The sequence below is a fragment of the Novosphingobium sp. B 225 genome, assembly GCF_002198665.1.
In the GTDB taxonomy this organism is placed as follows: Bacteria; Pseudomonadota; Alphaproteobacteria; order Sphingomonadales; family Sphingomonadaceae; genus Novosphingobium.
The window spans coordinates 1-20126 of the sequence record NZ_MWLM01000018.1; the positions used below are offsets into that span (position 1 = coordinate 1).

Below are 20126 nucleotides of genomic sequence, written 5' to 3' on the forward strand. Positions count from 1 at the left end.
TTTGGCGGCGGCGGTGGTCGCGGCCGCCGCCGCTGTAACCACCGCGATCGCCGCCGCCGCCAAACCGGTCACCGCCGCCACCGCCGCCGCTGTAGAAGGGATCGAAACCTTCCTCGCCGAAACCGTCCCGCTTGTCGCGGCCCCGACCACGACGCCCTCTGTCAAAACTCATAAACCCGAACAAACCTTCGCTTCGCCCCAGAATAAACTGCCTGGTGCGCGGACGAATCACGCCAGGCAACAGGGTGAGAATCGCCAAGGCCCTCTCCGCTGCACTGTGCCTGTTATCCGATATTGGGAACATTGGCGAACGGATTCACGCAAAAGCGCCGATTTCGCCCGGCGTAGGGATAAGTGTGACATTTCTGCCAGCACCAAAGTGTGACAAAGTCGAATTTTCCGGATTGAAATCCCGCGCGCCGACCACACCTTGCCAGCGGGATCGGGGCTTGGCACAGAGGCATCCATGGAAATCATCAGTCTGCTATCCGATCCGGCCGCCTGGGCCGCCCTGCTCACCCTGATCGTGCTCGAAGTGGTCCTGGGGATCGACAACCTGGTGTTCATCGCCATCCTGTCGAACAAATTGCCCCCGCACCAGCAACAGATCGCGCGGCGCGTGGGACTGGGGCTGGCGCTGGGGCTGCGGATCGCGCTGTTGCTGCTGATCGGCTGGATCGTGACGCTGCAGACTCCGCTGTTCGATCTGGGCATTACCGGCCCGACCGGCGCGCATGGCGAGCCGGGGTTTGAAACCGCCTTTTCCGGCCGCGACCTGATCCTGATTGCGGGCGGGCTGTTCCTGCTGTGGAAGGCGACCAAGGAAATCCACCACAACATCGATCCCGAAGGGGTCAGCGGTGAACTGCTTGATCATGACAAGGGGATTGGCCAGATCGCGTTCTCCTCGGCGATCGCGCAGATCATCGCGCTCGACCTGGTGTTCTCGGTCGATTCGATCCTGACCGCAGTGGGGATGACCGACGAAGTGCCGATCATGATCGCTGCAGTGGTGATCACCGTGATCCTGATGATGATCGCCGCCGATCCGCTCGCCAAGTTCATCGAACACAATCCGACGCTGGTGATGCTGGCGCTGGCCTTCCTGGTGATGATCGGCGCGGTGCTGATCGCCGACGGGTTCGGGGTGCATATCCCCAAGGGCTACATCTATGCCGCGATGGCTTTCTCGGCCGGGGTGGAAACGCTTAACATCGTGTCGCGCAACCGCCGCGCGCGCAAACGCGCCCAGCAGGGGTGAGCGCCGTGTTCCGCCAGCTCACCCCGCGCCTCTACGCCAGCCCGCAAATCACCCTGGACGAGGTGGAGGCCGCCGCCGCCCAGGGGATCGGCCTGATCATCAACAACCGCCCCGAAGGCGAAAGCGATGACCAGACCCCGGGCGAAGCGATTGCCGCGGCCTGCGCGGACAAAGGGATCGCCTATGTCGCGATCCCCGTGACCCACGCGGGTTTCTCGCAGCAACAGGTCGCGGCCATGGCGGCGGCGCTGACCAGCACTGATGCGCCGATCCTGGCCTATTGCCGTTCGGGCACCCGCTCTACCCTGCTGTGGGCGCTGGCCGAGGCGAGCCGGGGCGAAAACCCCGCCGAGCTGGCGCGGCTGGCAGGCCAGGCCGGCTATGACCTCTCGCCCGTCGCGGCGCTGATGGACATGCTGGCCCCGGGCAAGTAGCACCGCGCGCCATGCCCGCCATTCCTTTTGCCCTGATCCAGCTGGCCGGATCGATAGTGGCCATCCTGCTGGTTGCCCTGCTTGCCGCCAAGCTGCGGCTGGGCGACGACGTCCGCCTGCAAGGCGAGGACGAAGCGCGCGAGCTGGCGGCGCTGTCGCTCGCCGGATTTGCCGCACAGGAGGTGGCGCTGGACCGGGCCGGGATCGGCGCATTGCTGCGCGATGGCCAGGGCCGGGTCATGCTGCTGCGCCGCCACGGCGCGCAATTCGCCGCACGGCTGCTCGACAGCCACGCCTTTGCCCGGCTTGACCGCAATTTCCTGACGATCGGCACCGGCGAGAAAACATTTGGCCAGGTCACGCTGGATCTGGGCAGCGAAGCCCAGGTCTGGGCCGCCAGCCTGCGCCGCCTGGGAGGGGCCTGAGCCAATGGACAAGCTGGGCCCGGTCGAACTGGCGATCCCGTTCTTCATCCTGCTGATCGTGATCGAGATGTTCTGGGCGCGCCGCCGGGCCCCCGGCGCCTATGAACCGAAGGATACGCTGACCTCGCTCGCGCTGGGCACGGGCAGCACCGCGGTTGGCGCGCTGACCGCAGGCGTGGTCGCGGCGGCGGCGGTGTGGCTGTTCCAGCACCGCATCGCCACGATCGGCTGGGCCTGGTGGGCCTGGGCCGCGTGCTTTGTGCTGGATGATTTCAACTATTACTGGGCGCACCGCACCGGGCACCGGGTCCGCTGGTTCTGGGCGAGCCACGTCAACCACCATTCCAGCCAGCACTACAACCTGTCCACTGCCCTCAGGCAGACCTGGACCGGGTTCTTCGCGCTGTCATTCGTGTTCCGGATCTGGCCGGCCTTCATCGGCTTCGATCCGGTGATGATCGCCACCTGCGGCGCGGTAAACCTGGTCTATCAGTTCTGGATCCATACCGAAGCGATCCGCCGCTTTCCGGCCTGGTTCGAAGGCGTGATGAACACCCCCAGCCACCACCGCGTCCACCACGCGATCAATCCGCTCTACCTTGATCGCAATTACGCCGGGGTCTTCATCGTCTGGGACAAACTGTTCGGAAGTTTTGAGGCCGAGCGGGACGCGATCACGATCCGCTATGGCATCGTCAAACAGTTGGGCACGTTCAACCTGCTGCATGCCGCGTTCCACGAATGGATCGGCATCGCGAAGGATCTGTGGGCCGCACCATGGGGCGCAAAGCTGGGCTATCTGCTGCGTGAACCGGGCTGGACCCACGATGGCAGCCGCGACACGTCTGACATGATCCGCGCCAAATGGCAGGAGCGGCAAGACGGCGACGAGACTATCCCGGCATGACCGGTCCGCGCACCATTGTGGCGCTGGCGGCACTGGCAACGGCGGCAGTTCAACCCGCCGCCGCCCAGCCTGCGCAAGTGGCTGACGACTATCCGGTGCAAGCCCTGCGCGAAGGGCATGAGGGGACCGCGACAATCCGGCTGGCGGTTGATGAAGCGGGCCGTCCCGAAGCCTGCACCATCGTTGAATCGAGCGGGTGGCCCGAACTTGATGCCGCTTCGTGCCAGCGCGCCATGCGCCGCCCGCCCTTCAAACCCGCACTGAATGCCAAAGGTGAGCCGATCAAGGCAACCTATCGGGCCAGGCTGCAGTGGACCATCCCCAAGGACGATCAGCCCGGTCCAGCACCGGACACGGCCAGCAACACTCCCGCGCCCGGCAACACCTCCGCGCATTGACGCGCCAACCGGGATTGCGCTGGCTTGAGCGCAGGCTTAACCCTGCACCAAAGACAAGCGCGGGATGCAGGATATGGATGAATTCGACATTGTCGTGATCGGCGGCGGCAGCGCGGGCAGCGCAGTGGCCGGGCGGCTGAGCGAAGACCCGAAGCGCAGCGTCTGCCTGATCGAAGCGGGCGGGCGCAACGACGATTTCCGGATCAAGACCCCCGGCATGCTGGTGGCCCTGCCCAAACGCGCCAACTGGGCCTATGAGACCGAGCCGATGGCCGGGCTGGGCGGGCGGCGCGGCTATCAACCTCGCGGCAAGGGGCTGGGCGGTTCCAGCGCGATCAATGCCATGCTCTATGTCCGCGGCAACCACTGGGACTATGACAATTGGGCCGCGCTGGGCTGCACCGGCTGGAGCCACGCCGATGTGCTGCCATGGTTCAGGGCCTGCGAGGATAATGAGCGCGGCAGCGATGACTGGCATGGCAGCGGCGGGCCGCTGTCGGTCAGCGACCAGCACTGGCCCAGCCCGGCCAGCCGCGCCTTTGTCGAAGCTTCCAGCCAGCTGCAGCTGCCGGTCAATCCCGATTTCAACGGCGCAAAGCAGGACGGCTTTGGCCTGTATCAGGTGACCCAGCGCGGCGGTGAACGCTGGTCTGCTGCGCGCGCGTTTGTCGAACCGGCGCGGGGACGGCCCAATCTGGACATTCGCACCGGCTGCCTGGTGGAAAAGATCGTGGTCGAAAATGGCCGCGCCACCGGGGTGCAGGTGCGGCGCGGCGGGCGCAGCGAAGTGGTGCGTGCGCGCGGCGGTGTGGTGTTGTCTGCCGGGGCATTCGGCAGTCCGCAGATCCTGATGCTGTCCGGGATCGGCCCGGCGGCACATCTGGCTGAAATGGGCGTGCCCGTGGTGGCCGATTGCCCGGCCGTTGGCGCTGACCTGCAGGATCACTGCGACTATATTCTGGCCTATGAAGCCAATTCGCCCGACCTGATGGGCGGCAACCTGCCCAGCATGTGGCGCATGGCCAAATCGCTGGTCGAATATGTGCGCCACCGCAGCGGCACCATGACCACCCCATTTGCCGAAGCGGGCGGGTTCTGGACGATCGATCCGGCCAGCCCGGCACCCGACATCCAGTACCATTTCATCCCCGGGATCGTGCAGAACCATGGCCGCGACGTGGTGCGCGCGCCCGGCTTTTCGGTCCACGCCTGTGTGCTGCGCCCGGACAGCCGCGGCTGGGTGAAACTGCACAGCAAGGATGCGGCACAGGCCCCGGCGATCAATCCCAACTTCCTGGGCGACGACCGCGACATCGCGCTGCTGCGGGGGGCCGCGCGGCTGATGGAGCGGATCTGCGAGGCCCCGGCACTGGCCGCCTATCGCCCCACGGCCCGCAACCCGATTGCCGGAATGAGCGACGCCGAACTCGATGCCGCAATCCGCGCCAGCGCCGATACGATCTATCACCCGGTCGGCACCTGCCGGATGGGCGGTGATGCGGCCAGTGTGGTCGATCCCACGCTGAAAGCCCGCGCGGTTGACGGCCTGTGGGTGGCCGACGCCTCGATCATGCCGCGGCTGGTATCGGGCAATACCAATGCCCCGTCGATCATGATCGGCATGCGCGCGGCGGAATTCGTGAAAGCGGCTCTCTCCGCCTGACGGCGGTGCGGGAAGGCCATCCGGCCTTCCCTGGCCTGGCCGGCCCGCTCCCCCGGCCCAACCACCCACAGGGTACCTTAAACGGGTGGTTGGGCCGGGGGAGCGGGCCGGCCAGGCCAAGCTGATCGCGGAGGCGATCAGCGCACCCAACAAAAAAGGCCGGAGCTGCATCTGCAGCCCCGGCCCCTTTTCGCATCACGAAACCCGCGATCAGAACGTCTTGCGGACGCTCATCCCGAAAGTGCGGGGCTGGCTGACCTGGTAGCCCAGGCGCGCGCGGCCGCCGCGTTCGCGGTCGAACGAGAGCAGCGCGTTCTCGTTCAGCAGGTTGTTGACATAGGCCGTCACGGTCAGGCCGCCGTCCAGTTCCACGCCGGCGCTGAAATTGACCAGTTCATAGCCGGGCAGGTTCAGGTTGAGCGTGGTTGCAGCCGTGGCAGGTGCGCCCAGGAACGGCAGGCCGTGCACGAAAGTGCGCGGATTGTTTTCCTGATCGGCCGGCTGGGTATAGCGGTTGCCAACGTGCTGGACCGATGCATTGACGAAGCCCTTGGCCGTATCCGACACCGGGAATTCATAGCTGCCCGATGCGGTGATCTGGAACTTCGGCACGCTGGGCAGACGGTTGCCATCGCGGATCCCGGTGGCGGCGGTCAGCGCGCCCGGCAGGGTCGTGTCGAATTTGGAATCCATCACGCTGCCCGACAGCGAGAAGTTCAGCCCGTCAGCCGGAGCCAGCCCCAGTTCGAATTCGGCCCCGGCGGAATGCGCCTTGGCCACGTTGAACACGATCCGCGACGAGCAGCTGCCGGCATCGAGCGTGACCTGCAGGTTGCTGATCTTGTTATAGAAACCAGCCGCATTGAAGGTAAAGCCCTTGCCCCGCGCCTTGAGACCCACTTCATAGTCCCACAGCGACTCGTCCTTGTAGGACTGGAAGCCGCCGAACAGCGCGCGGTCAGCCGCGGTGCAGAGCCCGGCGTTGAGCGGATCGTTGACCCCGCCCAGGCGGAAGCCCTTGACCGCCTGCGCGTTGACCGTCACCCCATCCGCCATTTCATAGCTGAGGATCAGGCGCGGCGAGGCACCGTCCGACTTGGTCTTGTCGCTCTGGTTGTCGCCGTTCGAGAACAGCCCGCCCGACTTGAACGTGCGTTCTTCATTGAAGTCGTAATAGCGCGCACCGGCGGTCGCCTTGAACCGCTCGGTCAGCTGCCAGGTCGCTTCGCCGAACACCGCGTACTGCTTGATGCTGTAGGGCAGGTGCGCGTTGTAGGGCGAGTTGGCCGGGAAGCCGTTGGCCACTGCCGCCGAAGTGCCCGCGCCAAACCGCGCATCGGTGAACGCGTCATAACCCGGGGTGGGCAGGCGCTGATCATAGGTGCGCTTGATGTTCGAATAGAACCCGCCGACGACCCACTGGAACGGCCCGTCGCCGGTTGAGGCGAGGCGCAGTTCCTGGCTGAAGGTGTCGAGCTTGGTGGTGTCACGCAGGTTCGAGGCGAGCTGCACACCGGCCGCCGGGAAGCCCAGATCGACCGAGACCGAGCCGGTCAGCGCGCTGGCATCACGGCTGACCAGAATGTCGCGGTGCGAATAGGACGAGACGGTGGTCAGCGCGACGCTGTCCGACAGGTCGGCTTCGAGCTTGAGATCGGCGATCACCGTTTCATCGCTGAACTTTTCGCGCAGCTTCAGATACTGTTCGTTCTTGCCGAACGTATAGGCCGGAACGCTGGTGGTCTGCGGGTTAGCGTAGAGGTTCCACACTTCCGAACGGTTGAAGCCGTTGCTGACCACCTTCTGGTAGATCACGCGCGGCGTGATCCGCAGGTCTTCCGACGGTTCAAGCAGCAGCGAGAGGCGGCCGCCGTAACGATCACCATCGTTGACGTTCTTGCCCGCTGCCGGGCCGACTGCATCGATGAAACCGGCGTAATGGGTCCAGTAACCGACCGCGCGCAGGGCAGCCTTTTCGCCCAGCGGAACGTTGACCGCGCCCTTGAGCTCACCGCCGAGGCTGCCGCCGTCGATCTGGTTGAGCCCGGCTTCGACCGTACCTTCGGTGCTGCCCAGCTTGGGCTGGTTGGTGATGTAGCGGATCGTGCCGCCGACCGAGCCCGAACCGAACAGCGTGCCCTGCGGGCCGCGCAGGGTTTCGACGCGGTTGAGATCGAACAGGTCAAGATCCGGAGTGAACAGCGACAGCGAGATCACCGATTCGTCGAGATAGACGCCGACCTGTTCCTTGACGCCCGGCTGATCGCGCACGACCTGCCCGGCGGAAACGCCGCGCACCGAGACCTGGCTCTGACCCGGCCCGAGGTTCTGGACGTTGAGGCCCGCGACGTTGCGCGACAGGTCTTCAAGCGTGACGGCACCCGAACGCTGGATGTCCTTGGCGGTCTGCGCGTTGATCGAGAACGGCACCTTCTGCAGGCTTTCCGAACGCTTGGTGGCGGTGACGACGATTTCGTTGCCGGTATTTTCCTCGGCGGCGTCCTGGGCCAGCGCGGGGCTGGTCACAACCAGGGCGGCGATGCCTGCCAGCAGATAGCGGCGATAGGCATGGCGGTGGGTCGGTTGGGTTCGCATGGTTCCTCCCTAAAGCGAAGCCCGCCGCCTGATTGGCGGCCGGGGCTGGCGGGCCTGCTGATCCCGATCCCCGCAAAGCGCAAGAGTCTGCCACGCGGCGCGGGGGCTTTTGCCGTCAGACTGTCACGAGAAAGTCACAGTTGAAACTAGTTTCGATGGAAACCATCAGTATTGCTTATGATTCGCGCGGATGCACTTCATCAACCAACTCAGTGATGACAGGCCAATGCCTCAACCACATCCTCCAGCCGCGCCGGATCCCCCAGCGCCAGGACATGCCCCGAACTGGCGGCATGCAGCGGCTCACCGTTCCAGTCCGCCATCAGCCCCCCCGCTCCTTCGACCACCGGGATCAGCGCCGCATAGTCATGCAGCTTGAGGTTCGCCTCGCACACCACATCGACATGGCCCGAAGCCAGCATGGCGTAGTTGTAGCAATCCCCACCCATCACCATCCGCTTGTGATCGGTCCGCGCCGCCAACGCCATGAAGTGATCGCCGTCGTGCTGGTCAAAGTAATGCGGCCCGGTGGTGGCCAGCGCAGCATCGGCCAAATCGCGGCAGGGGCGGGTGCGGACCGGTTGGCCGTTGAAGGTGGTTGGCTGCCCGGTCACCCCGACCCAGCGTTCCTTGAGGATCGGCTGGTCGATCACCCCCAGCACCGGCCAGCCCTGCTGGACCAGCGCAATCAGGGTACCGAAGATCGGGCGGCCGGCCATGAAAGCGGTAGTGCCGTCGATCGGATCGAGCACCCAGGTCCGCCCCGACGAGCCGGTAGTCGCGCCGAATTCCTCGCCATGGATCGCATCGTCCGGAAACGCAGCCTTGATCAGCGCGCGCATCGCTTCCTCGGCGGCGCGGTCCGCTTCGGTCACCGGGGAGCGGTCCGCCTTGCGCTCGCTGCCGAGCCCGGTGCGAAACAATGGCCGGATCGCCGCCCCTGCCGCGTCGGCGAGGCGGTGGGCGAGCGCGAGTTCAGCTTCGTAGGCCATCAATCGAACAGCGACGAGACCGAGCTTTCCTCGGCAATGCGGTGGATCGCCTCGCCCACCAAGGGTGCGATCGAGAGGATGCGGATGCGATCCGATGCAAGCGTTTCTGCGGTCGGCTGGATCGAATCGGTAATCACCAGTTCCTTAAGCACCGAAGCGTTGACCCGCTCCACCGCCTTGCCCGAGAGTACCCCATGGGTGAGGTAGGCGCGGACCGAGGCCGCCCCGCCATCGATCAGGGCCTGCGCGGCGTTGCACAGCGTGCCGCCCGAATCGATAATGTCATCGATCAGGATGCAGTCCTTGCCGCGCACATCGCCGATGATGTTCATCACTTCGGACACGCCCGGCTTGTCGCGCCGCTTGTCAACGATCGCCAGCGGAGCATTGCTCAGCCGCTTGGCCAGCGCGCGGGCACGGACGACGCCGCCGACGTCCGGCGAAACCACCATCACGTTGCTGCTGTCACCCTGGCTGAGGATATCCGCCGCCATCACCGGCGCGCCATAGAGGTTGTCGGTGGGAATATCGAAAAAGCCCTGGATCTGCCCGGCGTGAAGATCAACGGCCAGCACCCGGTCCGCCCCGGCGGTGGTGATCAGGTTGGCAACCAGCTTGGCCGAAATCGGCGTGCGCGGGCCCGGCTTGCGGTCCTGCCGGGCATAGCCGAAATAGGGCATCACCGCCGTGATCCGCTTGGCCGATGCACGGCGCAGCGCATCGATGCAGATCAGCAGTTCCATCAGATTGTCATTGCTGGGATAGCCGGTGGATTGCACCACGAACACGTCCTCACCGCGGACGTTTTCATGGATTTCGACGAACACTTCCTCATCCGCAAAGCGCCGGATGCTGGCATCGGTCAGCGGCATTTCCAGATAGCCGGCAATCGCGCGTGCCAGCGGCAGGTTGGAGTTGCCTGCGACGATCTTCATGCCAGTGCCCTTTGCAAACGCTGTTCAGCCCGTCTGCGGCCTTATCCAAGCGCGGAATGAATGCAACAAGAGTGCGGCTGCGGGCATGGCATTTTTGGGGATATTGCCTGTTGGCGGGCAGGCTGTACTATCCGCGGATGGACCAAAGCAAACCAGCGGTGGATCGCCGTGCCCTGCTGGGCATCGCCAGCGGAACCTTGCTGGTCGCAGCCCTGGCTGGTCGGCAGCTGTGGGCGCGCGAGCGACCGGACGTGATCAAGGCCTGGGCCAAAGGCGTGGTTGCCGCCAAGGACGAGCTTCGCGCCGGGACGATCGACGTGCTGGGCTGGCAGGCCGCAATCGAACGGCTCAATGCAACCGTACCGGTCAATGAACTGGCCGCCTATCTTGACCTTGACCGGCTGACCGCAGGCTTTGCCTATGATTCGCCCCTGGCTGAAACCGCCGATCCGCTCTTACCCGCCGATATTATCGGCGCGGCGGGAATGAAGCGCTGGTTCGTGCGCGTGTTTGGCCTGCGCAAGGGCGGCGTAGTGATCCCGCATGTCCACAACAACATGGTGTCCGCACATCTGGTGGTCGATGGCCGGTTTCATGCCCGCACGCATGACCGGCTGCGCGATCTCGACAATGCCGTCCTGCTGCGGCCGACCCGCGATGGCACTTTGCGCAAGGGTGAAACCATCACCATGTCCGACCGGCATCACAACCAGCACTGGCTGATCGCGGAAACCGAGCGGGCGATGACGCTTGATGTCGGCATCGTCGCTGTTCCGGCATCGTGGGAATACGGGCTAAAGGCCAACGATTACAACATGATCTACGTCGATCCGACCGTCGCGCAGGAACGCGATGGTTCGATCGCCGCACCGATCCTGAGCTGGGAAGCAGCGCAGGCGAAGTTCGCCGGCTGAACTGCCTTACCGCACCTTGCGGTGTTCAGCCTGGACCCAGCGGACCGTGCCGGTGCTGGCGCGCATCACCACGGTGTGGGTGGTCATGGTCCCGTCCTTGCGGCGCTTGACCCCGTCGAGCAGCGATCCGTCGGTCACCCCGGTTGCGGCGAAGATGCAGTCCCCCTTGGCCAGTTCATCGCGCAGATAGATCTTGTTCAGGTCCTCGATCCCCCACTTGCGGGCGCGGGCCTTTTCATCTTCGTTGCGGAACAGCAGACGGCCGTTGAACTGCCCGCCGACACAGCGCAGCGCGGCGGCCGCCAGCACGCCTTCCGGCGCCCCGCCCGAACCCATGTAGAGATCGATGTTGGTATCTTCGTTGGTCACTGCGATCACCCCGGCGACGTCGCCATCGCCGATCAGGACCACCCCGCAGCCCAGGCCGCGCAGTTCGGCGATCAGATCGGCATGGCGCGGGCGATCCAGCACGCAGACAATGATTTCATTGGGTTCTACGCCTTTGGCCGCGGCCACCGCCTTGACGTTTTCGGTCGGGCTCTTGGCCAGATCGATGATCCCTTCGGGATAGCCGGGACCGACCGCCAGCTTGTCCATATAGACGTCCGGCGCGTTAAGCAGATTGCCCTGTTCGGCGCAGGCCAGCACGGCGAGTGCGTTCGGCCCGGCCTTGGCGGTGATCGTGGTGCCTTCCAGCGGATCGAGCGCGATGTCGATCCGGGGCCCGGTGCCGATCGCGCCACCGACCTTTTCACCGATGTAGAGCATCGGCGCTTCGTCCCGCTCACCCTCACCGATTACGACAGTGCCGTCGATTGCCAGTTCGTCAAACGCAGCACGCATCGCTTCGACTGCAGCGTGATCCGCCGCCTTTTCATCGCCCCGTCCGATCAGCTTGGACGCTGCAATCGCCGCCGCTTCGGTGACCCGCACCATTTCGAGCACAAGGACGCGGTCAAGGACATCGCTGGCGGGGGTCGAAACGGTGCTGCTGGTTGCGGAGCTCATCGCGGGCTGCTTTCCTTTGAATACGTATGTAAGAACATGTTGCTTGGCCGCTTAGACAGGCGCGCGCCGCTTGTCCATGGGCTTGGACGGCCCGGTGCGGTTCAGGGGGGATTAAGCGCCGCGCCGCTCTTGGTCCGCCCTTCAACCCCATGGGTGGCGCATGCGAATCCTGACCGCAGTCCTGACCGGCGCTGCCGTGCTTTGCGCGGTCGCAGCCCATGCCGAACCCGAACCGGTGGACAGCCGGGTAAGCGAAATGATCGAACAGGCCCGCAAGACCTATGGCGTGTCTGACCCGCGTGATCGTTGCCGCCGCCGCGACGGTGAGGAGATCGTGGTCTGCGTCGATCGCGGCGAGGACCTGCGGGTGCCCTCGACCGCCGAAAGCGATCCCAACTCGCGCGAGGCGCAGCTCGTGCTCAACGACGGGGTGCCGCGCGCGCCGCAGCTGGATCGGGGTTCGTGCAAGGGGCAGCCAGGCTGCATCACCGGCGGCTGGGCTCCGCCGCCGATCTATGAACTGGATGTCAGCAAGCTGCCGCAGGCGCCCGAAGGATCCGATGCCGATCTGATTGCAAAGGGCGAGCTCGCTCCGCGCTGAATCCGGATCGTTTCCGCCGAAGCGTCGCCGGGCGGAGGAGCGGGCCGGTGATGCACGGTTCCAACCTTACTGAAACAGGCTTCAGGTTCGAGCGGCCAGCCCCAGACGGTTGCGCAGTGCAGCGATCGCGCTGGGCATGTTGGCGTCACGCTCGCGCCAGCCGTTGTCGATCCGCTTGAGCCGGGCGTGGAACCGCTCGGTCGCCTGGACCAGTTCACGGGTCGCGGCGGGCAACAGGGCCAATCGCGCGGGATCGCTATCCGGGAAATCGGCGAGTTTGCCATAACGGCGGAGCTGGAATTCGCTGAGCTCACCCTTGAAGAAAGCCCGGTGGTTGAGCAGCCAGGCCACCGCATGCATCATCCGCGTGGTGGTGCGCAGCGCTTCGCACGACAAGGCAATCTTCGCTTCGTCCTCGTCAGCGGCGGCATCATCGATCCGTCCGGACAGCGCAAAGGCCGCGCGCACTTCGTCCGACAGGACAAGCGCTTCGCAGTACAGACCTTCGATGATCCGCGGATTGATGCTCGCAGGTTTCCCCATAGGGTTCCGCGATAGTCACAGCCGACCCTGTCTGCCAACTGCCCTTGCGGCAGTTTCGCACACCATTTTGGGACTGTCCCGCGCGGGGACGTTTCTTGTTGGGTGCGGGAAAGCCATCCGGCTTTCCCTTTGCAACACCGGCCCGCTCCCCCGGCCCAACCACCCGCTGATGGTACCCTATGGGTGGTTGGGCCGGGGGAGCGGGCCGGTGTTGCAAGCCAATCGCGGATGCGATTGGCGCACCCGATTGATTACGCAATGATATCCGGGATCAGGTAATCCTCGATCAGCGCCATCTGGTCTTTCAGCTTGAGCTTGCGCTTTTTCAGCCGCGCGATCTGCAACTGGTCGATGCTGCCCGCCGCGGTCAGCGCATCGATGGCTGCATCAAGATCGCGATGTTCGATCCGCAGCACTTCCAGCCGCTTGCGCATTTCATCTTCGTTCACGCGGCCTCCCGGCAAGCTGGCAACTTACGGATTCATACCTGTTCGCATCCCACCCATCGCACGGCGGAATCATTCCGTCGCAGGGGAATACGAACATGCTTCGCAAGATAGGCTTAATATGCTTGCATGACAATCGCAGCGACCCCCAGGCGGGTTCCGAGTCGGCCCGTCTGGTGGTTCTGCCAGCCCGATGGGTTATGACCAAGGAGACAGTCCAATGGAACAGTCGCATGTCAGTGCATTGCAGCAGCGTCACGCCGGAATCGACCGCCAGATCCGCGAAGAAATGAACCGCCCCCTGCCTGACCTTGCGATGATCCAATCGCTCAAGAAGCGAAAGCTGCGGATCAAGGAGGAAATCGAACACATTTAGCCCGGTTGCAGCGAAACTGGCCGGTCCCGCGCGGGGTCGGCCGACCGCCGGGATAAATTCGTATCCGCATCGGACCACACACGTTCCCAAGCGGCGTGGTTTCGGCTAGGCTGCCTGCATGCCCGCACCCAGCGCCGTTTCCGCCGCCCGGACGATCCTGACCCGCCTGCACGATGTCATGGCATCGCGCAGCCATGCCCAGGCCAAACTCAACCAGGTGGTCGAGATCATTGGCGAGGGACTGGATAGCGAAGTCTGCTCGATCTACCTGCTGCGCGAAGGCATGCTTGAACTGTTCGCGACCAGAGGACTGGCGCAGGAAGCAGTGCACGTGACCCGCATGGCGATCGGCGAAGGGTTGGTCGGGACGATCGGCGGCAACGTCGAAACGCTTAACCTGGCCGAAGCGACCGCGCACCCGGACTTTTCGTATCGCCCGGAAACCGGGGAGGACAAGTTCCATTCCTTCGCCGGGGTGCCGATTGTCCGGCGCGAGCGCTCGGTCGGGGTGCTGTGCGTCCAGCACGTCGATCCGCGCCGCTATGAAGAGGTTGAGATCGAGGCGCTGCAGACCGTGGCCATGGTGCTGTCGGAACTGATTGCCAATGCCGATCTGGTCGACGAGGAAGAGGTGGCTGGCCTTTCGCCCCAACTCAGCGGACCGCAGCGGCTGACCGGGCTCAGCCTGGTCAAGGGGCTGGCCGTGGGCAGCGCGGTGTACCACCAGCCGCGCATCACCATCGAACACGTCATGGCCGAAGACCGCGATGCCGAATTGCAGCGCGTCTATCTGGCGTTTGACAAGATGCGCGAACAAATTGACCGGATGGCCAGCCAGGCCGAATTCGGCGTGGGCGGTGAGCATGAGGAAGTGCTCGAGACCTACCGCATGTTCGCTTATGACGAAGGCTGGAGCCGCCGGATCATCGAGGCGATCGACAGCGGACTGACCGCCGAGGCCGCGATCGAGCGCGTCCAGCAGCGCACCCGGATGCGGATGCGCCAGATCGACGATCCCTTGCTGGCAGACCGGATGCACGATCTGGAAGATCTGGCAAACCGCCTGCTGCGGATCGTTTCGGGCCAGATGGGCACTGCCGCCAGCATGGGGCTGCGCAGCGACACGATCCTGATCGCGCGCAATCTGGGCCCGGCGGAACTGCTGGAATATGACAAGCGGCGCCTGAAAGGCGTACTGCTTGAGGAAGGATCGCTTACCGCGCACGTGGTAATCGTGGCGCGGGCGATGGGTATCCCGGTGCTGGGGCGGGTGCGCTCGCTGCGCGGAACGGTCCGCGATGGCGACCAGTTGTTGCTTGATGGCGATCAGGGCAATGTCACCGTGCGCCCCTTGCCCGCCATGGCCGAAGCCTTTGAAGCGCGTTTTGCCAAAAGCAAGGAACGCCAGGCCGCCTATGCCGCACTGCGCGATGTCGAACCGTTCACCCGCGACGGCACCCGCATCAAGGTGATGATGAACGCCGGGCTGCGCGATGACATGCCCAATCTGTCGCTGACCGGGGCCGACGGGATCGGACTGTTCCGCACCGAATTCCAGTTCCTGGTATCCGCGACGCTCCCGGCGCGCGAACGCCAGACCCGGCTGTACCGTGACGTGCTGGATGCCGCGGGCGACAAGCCGGTGGTGTTTCGCACGGTCGACATCGGCGGGGACAAAGTGCTGCCCTATCTGCGCCACAACGACGGCGAGCATGAGGAAAACCCCGCGATGGGCTGGCGCGCACTGCGCGTGGCGCTGGAGCGCGACGGGCTGCTCAAGGTTCAGGCCCGCGCCCTGCTGGAAGCGGCGGCGGGGCGCACGCTTAACGTGATGTTCCCGATGGTCTCCGAACCCTGGGAATTCGACGCTGCACGCGAAGTGTTCGAAAGCCAGCGCAAGTACCTCAAAGGGCAAAAGAAACTGCTGCCCGAAGCGATCCGCTATGGCGCCATGCTCGAAGTGCCGGCGCTGGCCGAACAGCTTGACGTGCTGGCGCCCAGGCTTTCGTTCCTGTCGATCGGGACCAACGATCTCACCCAGTTCCTGTTCGCGGCCGACCGCTCGCATACCAAGCTGGCCGAACGCTATGACTGGCTGTCGACTTCGATCATGCGGTTCCTCAAGCGGGTGCAGCTGAGCCTGGTCGGGCACAGCGTTGACGTGACCGTCTGCGGCGAGATGGGCGGCCGGCGGCTGGAAGCGCTGGCCTTGCTGGGCATCGGGATCCGCCGCCTGTCGATCACCCCGGCTTCGGTCGGACCGATCAAGGAACTGGTCCGCAAGATCGATCTTGCCGAAATCACTGCCGCCATGAACCAGTGGCTCTCTGCCCCGCCGCCCAACCTGCGCGAGGCGCTGACCCGCTGGGCCGAGGAACGCGGGATCGAGATCGAATAGCCGCGGCCTGGCAATCACCAGCCTGTCACATTTCGCGGGCATCTTGCCGACAGGCAGCCCGCAACGCGCCGAAACCCGTTGACTTTGGATAGTAAACGGGGTTCCTGCGGACCGCGCAGATGCCGCAAAGGCAACGAATTTGGGGTCGTAATGTCGGAAGAAGTGGTCGCGGAAGCGGAATTGCCGCTGGACAGTGCCGGAGACAAGCTCGTGCGGGCCCGTGAGGCCGCGGGGCTGACCCGGAAACAGGTTGCGGCCCAGACCCGGATTCCCGAACGCCATCTCGCCGCGATCGAAAGCGGCGACTATGGCTCGCTCCCCGCCCGGGCCTATGCGGTTGGCTTTTCGCGCACTTACGCCAAGGCGCTGGGCATGGACGAGGCTGAAATCGTCGCAGCAGTCCGCGCAGAGCTTGCTGTGGCCGAGCCTGAGCAGCAGCGCCGCCCGGCGCAGACCTTTGAACCCGGCGATCCGGCCCGTGTGCCCAGCGCGCGCTTTGCCTGGCTTGCCGCCCTGGTGGCCCTGATCATGGTGCTGGCCGGCTTCGCGCTGTGGCGCAGCTATTATGCGCCAGGCGGATCCCTGCCCTCGATCCTGCCTGAAGAAAGCCCGACCCCGGCAGCCGCAGCGCCGGCCATTGCCCCCGCCACCCCGCCAGCCAACGGCCCGGTGGTATTCACCGCGCAAAGCCAGGGGGTATGGGTCAAATTCTATGACGGCGCGGGCAACCAGTTGCTGCAAAAGGAACTGGCGCTGGGCGAAAGCTATGCTGTTCCCGCGAACCTGCCCGAGGTCAAACTGTGGACCGCGCGGCCTGATCAGCTGGCGATCACCATCGGCGGTCAAGCCGTGCCCCGGCTGTCCGACGTCCAGCGCACGATGAAAGACGTGCCGGTTACGGCGGCGGCGCTGTTGGCGCGCGGCGCGGCTCCGCCCGCACCTCTTGCTACCGCACCGGCAGTGGCCCCTGCCGCCGAGCGCCAGCGCCCACGCGCCGCGCCGCGTCCCCGGCGTGAGGCAACGACCGAGGCCGCACCAGCCCCGCTGACCGCCCCGATCGAAGCCGTACCCGCTGCCCAGGTTCAGGCCCCGGCTCCCGCCGCAACCTGACGCAAAGCCTGCGGATAGCGGCTCTGCCCATCTCGACAGCACGGCCGGGCTGCGGCATGGCTGAATGCGGTGGTTAATCGCCGGTTCGGCCGCGCTGCGGCACGGCCCATGGCAGATCCAGCTAGACGGACAGATATGATGCACAAGCCCATCCTCCCCAAGCCCCTGTTAGCCCTGGTTCTGGCCCTGGCTGCGCCCGCCACCCCGGCCCTGGCCCAAAGCACGAGCGACAGCGCCGAAGTCCGCATCCGCAAGCTTGAGGCAGAGATCGCGGCATTGCAGCGGGCAGTGTTCCCTGGCGGGGACGGCAAATACTTTGCCCCGCTGGTCCAGTCCGGTGCCGCCGGCACGACCACCACCACGGGCACTCCGGCCTCTACCCCGATCACCGATCTGCTCGCGCGGATGGATGCGGTGGAAGCACAGCTGGCCCGGCTGACGGCGCAGCAGGAAGTCAGCGGCAACAAGATCGTCCAGCTTGAAGCCAGGGTGGCGGCGCTTTCCGCCAGCAATGCGGCGGCTGTGACAGACACACCCCCTGCGGCCAATCCCGCAGCCAGTCCTGCGGTCACGGTGCCCAAGCCCGTTGTTACGACCCCGGCGATTACCCCCCCTGCGCTGGCCCCCAAACCGGCGGTAACCACACCCGCCGCGACGACGAAACCAGCAACCCCATCAGCGCAGCGGCTGGCAGCGGTAAAGGCGGTTGAAAAACCGGCCACGGCCGACGCGGGCGATGATGAATATTCCTATGGCTACCGGCTGTGGGAGAAAAAGTTCTATCCCGAGGCAGAGCAGCAGCTGAAGCTGTTCCTGCAGAAGTATCCCAAGCATACCCGCGTCAGCTATGCCCGCAACCTGCTGGGCCGCGCCTATCTGGACGAAGGCAACCCGCGTGAGGCGGCAAGCTGGTTCCTGCAGAACTATCAGGCCGGGAAAAAGGGTGACCGCGCACCGGACAGCTTGCTGTTCCTGGCCGAATCGATGCGCCAGCTCAAGGACAGCAACCGCGCCTGCGTCGCACTGTCGCAGTTCGCCGATGACTACCCGGCGGAAGCTGCCGGGCGGCTCAAAGCGCAGTACGATGCCACCCGCGCCGGAACCAAGTGCAATTGATAGTGCGGCCGATCCCGAACTGACCACGCGCTTTGCGGCAGACCTTGCCGCGTTGTGGGCGGGTGATGGCAGATTGGGCCTCGCCGTGTCAGGCGGGCCGGACAGTTTGGCGCTGCTGCTGCTGGCCCATGCCGCCTTGCCGGACCGGATCGAAGCCGCGACCGTAGATCATGGCCTGCGCGCCGAAGCGGCGGAGGAAGCCGCGATGGTGGCGGCGATCTGCACCAAGCTTGGTGTGCCGCACCGGGTGCTGCCAGTTCAGGTTGAGCCAGGAAATGTCCAGGCCGAAGCCCGCGCCGCACGCTATGCCGCCCTCGCGGGGTGGATGGATGAGCGCGGACTTGCAGCCCTCGCCACCGCACACCATGCCGACGATCAGGCCGAAACCCTCCTGGCCCGGCTCAACCGGGGCAGCGGCGTGGCCGGGCTGGCCGGAGTGCGCGCGCGCGGGCAAGTGCCAGGCACCGCACTGCCGCTGCTGCGCCCGCTACTCGGGTGGCGCCGCGGGGAGCTTGGCGCGGTGGTGGATGCGGCGGGGATCGCGACGGCGCGGGATCCCTCCAACCACGATGACCGGTTTGACCGGGTGCGGCTGCGCAAGGCATTGGCCGGGGCAGATTGGATCGACGTGCCAATGCTGGCTGCCAGCGCCGCGCATCTGGCCGACGCCGATCAGGCGCTGGACTGGGCCGCACAGCGCGAATGGAGCGAATGCGTCGAGCGCAGCGCGATGGGGCTGACCTATCGCCCAAAGGCGCCGCGCGCGGTGGCCATGCGGGTGCTGGCGCGAATCGTCACCGAACTCGACGGCGAGCCCCCGCGCGGCAGCGCCGTGGCCCGGCTGTTCGATACGCTGCTGGCGCGGCAACCCATGTCGATCGGCGGTCTGGTGGCACGGGCCATGCCGGACGGCTGGCACTTTACCCGCGCGCCGCGGCGACGCCCGGGAGGTTAGTCTATCCCCTTGGAATCAGTTCGCCCTTCTTGACGCTGCGCTTGCAGATCCAGGCCAGCATCCCATTCTTGGTCGACCATTGCGTGTTTACCGTCTTGCTCTTCGCAACGACCGCACTGACCCAGATTTCTTCGCGCGGCACCCGGCCTTTGAATGTGCCGACCTTCCCGCAAGTATAATATCCAATCCCGCCGGGCAGAAGGCGATATGGCCAGACAAAGGTAACCTCCTTGGACGCGGGCATTTCGGTGATCAGCGCTGGTTCGACGATTGCGATAAATTCATCCATCGTCGGCTCGGGACCGATATCGACGGGTGCGGCCAGTGTGTTAGCGGCAAGTGCCAGCAAAGCACCGATCATTCAGCTTCCTCCTATTGTGACAAAGGATATTCTAACGTTCTGCCATCCCCTTTTGCCGCATCCGCCAGACCAGCTGGTCATAGCGGTCCTGCCCGAAGAACGGTTCGCCATCATGGACCATCAGCGGCACGCCGTAATGCCCGCCAAGCCGCTGGTCGGCCTCATTGGCCTTGATTGCGGCGTCGAGCCGGTCAGCCTCAGCCGCCAGCGCCGCGTCCATTTCGGCAAGGTCGCCCCCGGCCTCTGCCACGGCTTTGGCCAGGTGGTCGCCCTCGTGCCAGCCATCGACCTCGCCCGACCAGATCGTGTGGCTGACTGCGCGCAGCAGCCGCAGGCCAAACCCGCGTTCCGCCGCGAGCTGGCCGAGCCGGGTCAGACGGTGGATATAGGGCTGCTCCTTGGGATAGGTGCGGGTGGCAAAGTCCATCACCACCGGGTCGGGGCGCGGCCAGCGTAGCGGCATTCCGGCAAATTCGGCTGAGCGCACGCAATCGCGCATCAGATAGGTGAACCACAAGGGATCGGAATTGGCGAAAAATTCCGGCTGGCGCACCGCGATCGGCAGCACCGGGCGGACATTGACTTTCGCGTCAAAGTCCCGCTCCAGCTCAAGCAGCTTGGGCACCACGATGTAAGAATAGGGCGAACGGAACGACCAGTAGAGGTCCACGGTGTGAGTCATGTCAGG

Annotated in this window: 21 protein-coding genes and 1 pseudogene; 13 read left to right on the top strand and 9 right to left on the bottom strand. The window is 65.2% G+C overall.

Annotation, left to right across the window (positions count from 1 at the left end; genetic code table 11):
- Positions 1 to 259: pseudogene (locus MNBBLIKP_RS01745) on the bottom strand (hypothetical protein); the annotation flags it as partial.
- A gap of 207 nt (positions 260 to 466) precedes the next feature.
- Here MNBBLIKP_RS01745 and MNBBLIKP_RS01750 point away from each other — a divergent pair.
- From MNBBLIKP_RS01750 to MNBBLIKP_RS01775, 6 genes are all read left to right on the top strand, one after another.
- A complete protein-coding gene (locus MNBBLIKP_RS01750; RefSeq protein ID WP_088306859.1) occupies positions 467 to 1261 on the top strand; it encodes a TerC family protein in 795 nt (264 codons plus the stop codon).
- Positions 1262 to 1266: 5 nt separating this feature from the next.
- The gene (locus MNBBLIKP_RS01755) at positions 1267 to 1695 is read left to right on the top strand and encodes a TIGR01244 family sulfur transferase (protein WP_088306965.1); all 429 of its coding nucleotides are present in this window, start codon (positions 1267 to 1269) and stop codon (positions 1693 to 1695) included.
- Between the two features lie 11 nt (positions 1696 to 1706).
- A complete protein-coding gene (locus MNBBLIKP_RS01760) occupies positions 1707 to 2120 on the top strand; it encodes a hypothetical protein (protein WP_088306861.1) in 414 nt (137 codons plus the stop codon).
- 4 nt (positions 2121 to 2124) lie between these two features.
- Complete coding sequence (locus tag MNBBLIKP_RS01765; protein WP_088306863.1) at positions 2125 to 3027, top strand: sterol desaturase family protein; 903 nt, start codon at positions 2125 to 2127, stop codon at positions 3025 to 3027.
- Positions 3024 to 3425, top strand: a complete 402-nt coding sequence (locus tag MNBBLIKP_RS01770) for an energy transducer TonB (RefSeq protein WP_176399614.1) — start codon at positions 3024 to 3026, stop codon at positions 3423 to 3425. The genes MNBBLIKP_RS01765 and MNBBLIKP_RS01770 overlap by 4 nt, the downstream gene beginning before the upstream one ends.
- Before the next feature lie 73 nt (positions 3426 to 3498).
- Positions 3499 to 5088 (top strand): GMC family oxidoreductase, encoded by a 1590-nt coding sequence (locus MNBBLIKP_RS01775; protein WP_088306967.1) that lies wholly within the window; start codon positions 3499 to 3501, stop codon positions 5086 to 5088.
- A 210-nt stretch (positions 5089 to 5298) separates the two neighbouring features.
- Here the strand turns inward: MNBBLIKP_RS01775 and MNBBLIKP_RS01780 are convergent, their stop codons facing one another.
- The 3 genes from MNBBLIKP_RS01780 to MNBBLIKP_RS01790 form a co-directional block, all read right to left on the bottom strand.
- Positions 5299 to 7683, bottom strand: a complete 2385-nt coding sequence (locus tag MNBBLIKP_RS01780) for a TonB-dependent receptor (protein ID WP_088306867.1) — start codon at positions 7681 to 7683, stop codon at positions 5299 to 5301.
- Between the two features lie 209 nt (positions 7684 to 7892).
- Positions 7893 to 8675: a histidinol-phosphatase gene (gene hisN / locus MNBBLIKP_RS01785; protein ID WP_088306869.1), complete on the bottom strand. Its 783-nt coding sequence runs from the start codon at positions 8673 to 8675 to the stop codon at positions 7893 to 7895.
- Positions 8675 to 9610, bottom strand: coding sequence for a ribose-phosphate pyrophosphokinase (locus MNBBLIKP_RS01790; RefSeq protein WP_088306871.1), 936 nt, complete (start codon positions 9608 to 9610; stop codon positions 8675 to 8677). Before MNBBLIKP_RS01790 ends, hisN begins: the two co-directional genes overlap by 1 nt.
- A gap of 137 nt (positions 9611 to 9747) precedes the next feature.
- Here MNBBLIKP_RS01790 and MNBBLIKP_RS01795 point away from each other — a divergent pair, with 137 nt between their 5' ends.
- Positions 9748 to 10524, top strand: a complete 777-nt coding sequence (locus MNBBLIKP_RS01795; protein ID WP_088306873.1) for a hypothetical protein — start codon at positions 9748 to 9750, stop codon at positions 10522 to 10524.
- Positions 10525 to 10530: 6 nt separating this feature from the next.
- Here MNBBLIKP_RS01795 and glpX read toward each other — a convergent pair whose 3' ends face one another.
- Positions 10531 to 11532, bottom strand: a complete 1002-nt coding sequence (gene glpX / locus MNBBLIKP_RS01800; RefSeq protein WP_088306875.1) for a class II fructose-bisphosphatase — start codon at positions 11530 to 11532, stop codon at positions 10531 to 10533.
- A gap of 160 nt (positions 11533 to 11692) precedes the next feature.
- On the opposite strand from glpX, the gene MNBBLIKP_RS01805 reads away from it, so the two are divergent.
- Positions 11693 to 12133: a hypothetical protein gene (locus MNBBLIKP_RS01805; RefSeq protein ID WP_088306877.1), complete on the top strand. Its 441-nt coding sequence runs from the start codon at positions 11693 to 11695 to the stop codon at positions 12131 to 12133.
- Between the two features lie 81 nt (positions 12134 to 12214).
- Here the strand turns inward: MNBBLIKP_RS01805 and MNBBLIKP_RS01810 are convergent, their stop codons facing one another.
- Both MNBBLIKP_RS01810 and MNBBLIKP_RS01815 read right to left on the bottom strand, forming a co-directional pair.
- Positions 12215 to 12676, bottom strand: coding sequence for a DUF1465 family protein (locus MNBBLIKP_RS01810; protein ID WP_088306879.1), 462 nt, complete (start codon positions 12674 to 12676; stop codon positions 12215 to 12217).
- 251 nt (positions 12677 to 12927) lie between these two features.
- A complete protein-coding gene (locus MNBBLIKP_RS01815) occupies positions 12928 to 13125 on the bottom strand; it encodes a YdcH family protein (protein WP_088306881.1) in 198 nt (65 codons plus the stop codon).
- A 217-nt stretch (positions 13126 to 13342) separates the two neighbouring features.
- Here MNBBLIKP_RS01815 and MNBBLIKP_RS01820 point away from each other — a divergent pair, with 217 nt between their 5' ends.
- From MNBBLIKP_RS01820 to tilS, 5 genes are all read left to right on the top strand, one after another.
- On the top strand, positions 13343 to 13498 hold the full coding sequence (locus tag MNBBLIKP_RS01820) for a YdcH family protein (RefSeq protein ID WP_088306883.1): 156 nt from the start codon (positions 13343 to 13345) through the stop codon (positions 13496 to 13498).
- A 118-nt stretch (positions 13499 to 13616) separates the two neighbouring features.
- Positions 13617 to 15896, top strand: coding sequence for a phosphoenolpyruvate--protein phosphotransferase (ptsP, locus tag MNBBLIKP_RS01825; protein ID WP_088306885.1), 2280 nt, complete (start codon positions 13617 to 13619; stop codon positions 15894 to 15896).
- A gap of 150 nt (positions 15897 to 16046) precedes the next feature.
- Positions 16047 to 17006 carry a helix-turn-helix domain-containing protein gene (locus tag MNBBLIKP_RS01830; RefSeq protein ID WP_088306887.1) on the top strand — a complete coding sequence of 320 codons (960 nt, stop codon included), beginning with the start codon at positions 16047 to 16049 and terminating at the stop codon, positions 17004 to 17006.
- Between the two features lie 135 nt (positions 17007 to 17141).
- Positions 17142 to 18122 (top strand): tetratricopeptide repeat protein, encoded by a 981-nt coding sequence (locus MNBBLIKP_RS01835; RefSeq protein ID WP_369678904.1) that lies wholly within the window; start codon positions 17142 to 17144, stop codon positions 18120 to 18122.
- On the top strand, positions 18091 to 19077 hold the full coding sequence (gene tilS, locus MNBBLIKP_RS01840) for a tRNA lysidine(34) synthetase TilS (RefSeq protein ID WP_088306889.1): 987 nt from the start codon (positions 18091 to 18093) through the stop codon (positions 19075 to 19077). Before MNBBLIKP_RS01835 ends, tilS begins: the two co-directional genes overlap by 32 nt.
- 1 nt (position 19078) lies before the next feature.
- Here the strand turns inward: tilS and MNBBLIKP_RS01845 are convergent, their stop codons facing one another.
- Together MNBBLIKP_RS01845 and MNBBLIKP_RS01850 are read right to left on the bottom strand one after the other, a co-directional pair.
- Positions 19079 to 19438, bottom strand: coding sequence for a hypothetical protein (locus MNBBLIKP_RS01845; protein WP_088306891.1), 360 nt, complete (start codon positions 19436 to 19438; stop codon positions 19079 to 19081).
- A gap of 31 nt (positions 19439 to 19469) precedes the next feature.
- Positions 19470 to 20120 (bottom strand): 2-hydroxychromene-2-carboxylate isomerase, encoded by a 651-nt coding sequence (locus tag MNBBLIKP_RS01850; RefSeq protein ID WP_088306893.1) that lies wholly within the window; start codon positions 20118 to 20120, stop codon positions 19470 to 19472.
- Between the last annotated feature and the right edge of the window lie 6 nt (positions 20121 to 20126).

Bases quoted from the DNA above. Each gene is read 5' to 3' on its own strand.
- MNBBLIKP_RS01750 (WP_088306859.1), top strand. From the start codon at position 467: ATGGAAATCATCAGTCTGCTATCCGATCCGGCCGCCTGGGCCGCCCTG.
- MNBBLIKP_RS01760 (WP_088306861.1), top strand. From the start codon at position 1,707: ATGCCCGCCATTCCTTTTGCCCTGATCCAGCTGGCCGGATCGATAGTG.
- MNBBLIKP_RS01765 (WP_088306863.1), top strand. From the start codon at position 2,125: ATGGACAAGCTGGGCCCGGTCGAACTGGCGATCCCGTTCTTCATCCTG.
- MNBBLIKP_RS01770 (WP_176399614.1), top strand. From the start codon at position 3,024: ATGACCGGTCCGCGCACCATTGTGGCGCTGGCGGCACTGGCAACGGCG.
- MNBBLIKP_RS01775 (WP_088306967.1), top strand. From the start codon at position 3,499: ATGGATGAATTCGACATTGTCGTGATCGGCGGCGGCAGCGCGGGCAGC.
- MNBBLIKP_RS01780 (WP_088306867.1), bottom strand. From the start codon at position 7,683: ATGCGAACCCAACCGACCCACCGCCATGCCTATCGCCGCTATCTGCTG.
- hisN (WP_088306869.1), bottom strand. From the start codon at position 8,675: ATGGCCTACGAAGCTGAACTCGCGCTCGCCCACCGCCTCGCCGACGCG.
- MNBBLIKP_RS01790 (WP_088306871.1), bottom strand. From the start codon at position 9,610: ATGAAGATCGTCGCAGGCAACTCCAACCTGCCGCTGGCACGCGCGATT.
- MNBBLIKP_RS01795 (WP_088306873.1), top strand. From the start codon at position 9,748: ATGGACCAAAGCAAACCAGCGGTGGATCGCCGTGCCCTGCTGGGCATC.
- glpX (WP_088306875.1), bottom strand. From the start codon at position 11,532: ATGAGCTCCGCAACCAGCAGCACCGTTTCGACCCCCGCCAGCGATGTC.
- MNBBLIKP_RS01805 (WP_088306877.1), top strand. From the start codon at position 11,693: ATGCGAATCCTGACCGCAGTCCTGACCGGCGCTGCCGTGCTTTGCGCG.
- MNBBLIKP_RS01810 (WP_088306879.1), bottom strand. From the start codon at position 12,676: ATGGGGAAACCTGCGAGCATCAATCCGCGGATCATCGAAGGTCTGTAC.
- MNBBLIKP_RS01820 (WP_088306883.1), top strand. From the start codon at position 13,343: ATGGAACAGTCGCATGTCAGTGCATTGCAGCAGCGTCACGCCGGAATC.
- ptsP (WP_088306885.1), top strand. From the start codon at position 13,617: ATGCCCGCACCCAGCGCCGTTTCCGCCGCCCGGACGATCCTGACCCGC.
- MNBBLIKP_RS01830 (WP_088306887.1), top strand. From the start codon at position 16,047: ATGTCGGAAGAAGTGGTCGCGGAAGCGGAATTGCCGCTGGACAGTGCC.
- MNBBLIKP_RS01835 (WP_369678904.1), top strand. From the start codon at position 17,142: ATGATGCACAAGCCCATCCTCCCCAAGCCCCTGTTAGCCCTGGTTCTG.
- tilS (WP_088306889.1), top strand. From the start codon at position 18,091: ATGCCACCCGCGCCGGAACCAAGTGCAATTGATAGTGCGGCCGATCCC.
- MNBBLIKP_RS01845 (WP_088306891.1), bottom strand. From the start codon at position 19,438: ATGATCGGTGCTTTGCTGGCACTTGCCGCTAACACACTGGCCGCACCC.
- MNBBLIKP_RS01850 (WP_088306893.1), bottom strand. From the start codon at position 20,120: ATGACTCACACCGTGGACCTCTACTGGTCGTTCCGTTCGCCCTATTCT.